Annotated in this window: 4 protein-coding genes; 2 read left to right on the top strand and 2 right to left on the bottom strand. The window is 69.5% G+C overall.

Annotation, left to right across the window (positions count from 1 at the left end; all coding sequences use genetic code 11):
- Both VIB55_RS24435 and zapE read right to left on the bottom strand, forming a co-directional pair.
- On the bottom strand, positions 1 to 652 hold a 652-nt coding region (locus tag VIB55_RS24435), incomplete at its 3' end, for an HAD-IB family phosphatase (RefSeq protein ID WP_331879302.1).
- Complete coding sequence (gene zapE, locus VIB55_RS24430; protein WP_331879301.1) at positions 649 to 1701, bottom strand: cell division protein ZapE; 1053 nt, start codon at positions 1699 to 1701, stop codon at positions 649 to 651. The genes zapE and VIB55_RS24435, both read right to left, overlap by 4 nt.
- A gap of 127 nt (positions 1702 to 1828) precedes the next feature.
- Here zapE and VIB55_RS24425 point away from each other — a divergent pair, with 127 nt between their 5' ends.
- Positions 1829 to 2449, top strand: a complete 621-nt coding sequence (locus VIB55_RS24425; RefSeq protein ID WP_331879299.1) for a TetR/AcrR family transcriptional regulator — start codon at positions 1829 to 1831, stop codon at positions 2447 to 2449.
- A 99-nt stretch (positions 2450 to 2548) separates the two neighbouring features.
- A partial coding sequence (locus VIB55_RS24420) for a TolC family protein (RefSeq protein WP_331879298.1) occupies positions 2549 to 3096 on the top strand: 548 nt, incomplete at its 3' end.

Here is a 3096-nt window from a genome sequence, read left to right as displayed (position 1 = left end):
GCTCACGGTCCTCGTCCGTGCAGGCCAGCGCGAGCACCGGCGCAAGGCTCTCGTCGCGCAACACGAAGTCGGCCCCCGCAGCCACGGCGGGGCGATACGCGACGCCCATGTACGCCGCGAACGCGTCCACCGCGGGGCGCGCCTCCAGGTCCGTGGCTCCATCGCCCACCAGCAGCACGGGGCGGAGGAGGTTCCACCGGGCCAGCACCCGCGCCTTGCCTCCACTGCGTGCCAGCGGCGACTCGCGGTCGAATCCCGCGTACGTGCCCTCTTCACCGAACGTGATTCCGACGGCCGCGACCTCGTCCGACGTGAGCCCCAGTTCCGCGCCGACCGCCTGGACCGGGGGCTCAAGGCCGCCCGAAAGGATGCGGACGGTCTTCCCCAGCCAGCGGAGCGCCGCCACCACCTCGCGGGCGTGCGGCACCAGCGTGTCCACGTACATCCGCCCGACCTCGTCCACCCGGGCGCGGGTGGGGCGGATCAGTTCGAGGCGCCGTCCGTAGACGTCTTCCAGCGGCACCTCGCCCCGCATCGCCGCATCGGTCAGCGCGCGGATCTCGTTCGCCGCATCGCCGGCGAGCTCGTCGATGCCCTCGATTCGCACGAGGGTGGAGTCGCAGTCGAACACCACCGAGGCAAATCCGCTCACGCCGACAGCTCCATCCGCCGTTCCCCCAGCATCTCTTCCATCCGCGACAGGCAGCGCGAGAACTTCTTGCCGAACGCGCCGGTCAGCCAGGCGCGGGGAAACAGCTCGTCCAGGCCCGCATCCGCCGTGGCGGAGAACGGAACGGCGCCGTCGTACACCTTGTCGACGAAGTGCACCCAGCGCAGCCCATCGTACAGGTCCGTCATCGGCTGCACCCCCTCGATCAGCAGCTCGTCAACCGCTTCGACCACCGCGTAGTAGCGGATGGGGTGCACGGTACCCAGCCCGTCCAGCAGCTCCTGGAATCCCGCAGCCAGGGCCCGCTCGCCCGCCCGGCTCCGCGCGCGCTCCATCGTCGCGTCGTCCAGGAAGGCGGAGCGCCCGGGGTCGGCCTCGAAGCGGCGGTGGCGATAGTCCTCGCCCTCCACGCGCAGCACCTCGAAGGCGGACGACAATTCCTCGATCTCGGCAGTGAAGCTCTTCTGGTCGAAGCGGCCGCGCCCCAGCTCGTCGGGGATGGTGTTGGACGTCGTCGCCACGCGGATGCCGTCCGCCAGGGCGCCGCGCAGGAAGGCGATGGCCAGCTTCAGGTTGCCGGGATCGTCCAGCTCCCATTCGTCCACCGCCACCAGCCGCTGCCCCCGGAACGCCTCGCGCGCGGGCTCCACCCCCAGCAGGCCGATGGCGTAGACGAGCTCGTCGAAGCTCAGGTAGGCGCTGGGCTTGGGCGCGGCGTTCCACAGCGACGCAAGCAGGTGCGTCTTGCCAACGCCGAAGCCGCCGTCCAGGTACACGCCCGCGCCCCGCGGCCGTCCGCCGAGCGCGGTCCGCAGCCGCGACCAGCCGCCCGTGGAGGCGTGCATCTCGTCCGCGACCTCGCGCAGCCGCCCCACGGCGGCGGCCTGCGAGGGGTGCCGCGCGTCGGGGCGGTAGTCCTCGAAGCGCTTGTCCGAAAACCGCCGCGGCGGAACGAAGGCCGCCAGCAGCTCGGCCGCGTTCGGTCGGGCCGGAATCTGGTCCAGCAGGGTGGAAAGACGAAGCACGCGCACCTGGTTCGGTCGGCCGGTTCAACGGCCGGTAACCTATCGCCTCGCGGGGCCGGGGCCAACATCCTTGACGTGCCCGCGGCGACATCTTATCATTTCACCTAACAGCGTTAAGTATCCAATCGAGGTTATGGGAACGAAGGAACGGCGGGACCGGGAGCGGCAGGAGACGCGCGAGAAGATTCTCGACGCGGCGCGCGAGATGTTCGCCACGCACGGCATCGAGGCGACCACCATGCGCGCCATCGCCGATCGCGTGGAGTACACGGCGGCCGCCATCTACCATCACTTCAAGGACAAGGACGCGCTGATCATCGAGATGGTGCACAGCGACTTTCGCGCGCTGGGCCAGCAGTTCGTCCGCTTTGCGATGGTGCCCGACCCGGTGGAGCGCCTGCGGCTGATCGGGCTGGCGTACGTGGAGTTCGCCGTCGAAAAGCCGCACCACTATGCCGTCATGTTCATGACCCGCACGCCCTACAGCGAGCCGGACTTCGACCGCGGCAACCCGGAGCAGGACGCCTATGCGCTGCTGCTGCACACGGTGGCGGAAGGGATGGAGCAGGGCCGCTTTCGCCCCGAGCTGAACGACGCGGAGCAGCTTGCGCAGATGATGTGGGCCTCGGTGCACGGGCTGGTGTCGCTGCAGATCGCCAAGTGCGACGACCCGTGGATCCACTGGCGCGACCTGCGGGCGACGTCGGCGCTGAGCATCGAGGCGATGATCCGTGGAATTCTGCGCGAGGGATGATTCATTTTACCCATACGCTTAACACTGTTAGAAAGTAGTATGCTGGTAGGTCGTCGGTATTCCGAAGGGCAGGTTCACCCCGGAAGGAGGCTGGTACCCATGCTGTCACCCACTCGGCTCGCGCCGATGCTCGTATTTCTGCTCGCCGCCGCTCCGCTCGCCGCCCGTGCGCAGGGCGATCCGCTGGGCGGGTACGTTCGGCAGGCGATGGATAACAACCTGTCGCTGCGGCAGGAGCGCCTTTCGGCCGAGCGGAGCAGCGCGGCCGTGCGCGAGGCGCGGGGGCTGTTGCTGCCCACCGTCAGCTTCGACGCGCGCTACAGCGAGATGAGCGGCGGGATGAACCTGGGCGACCTGGTGAACCCCGCGTACGCGGCGCTCAACCAGGTGACGGGCACCACGCAGTTCCCCACCAACGTCGACGCCCGCCTGCCGCTGGCGCAGGAGACCAAGATCCGCATCGCGCAGCCGCTGCTGGCCCCCGCCGCGTGGGAAAACCGGCGCCTGCGGCGCACGCTGGCAGACCTGGACGGCGCCGCGCTGGGCACCGCCACGCGCCAGCTCGCCGCCGACGTGCAGACGGCCTACCTGGACTACGCCCGTTCCGCCCACGTCGTAGAACTCTACCGGAACACGCTTCCCCTGCT

The sequence above is a fragment of the Longimicrobium sp. genome (genome assembly GCF_036554565.1).
In the GTDB taxonomy this organism is placed as follows: Bacteria; Gemmatimonadota; Gemmatimonadetes; order Longimicrobiales; family Longimicrobiaceae; genus Longimicrobium.
Note: the sequence above shows the minus strand (reverse complement) of the source record. Positions and strands in the feature narration are given on the sequence as shown.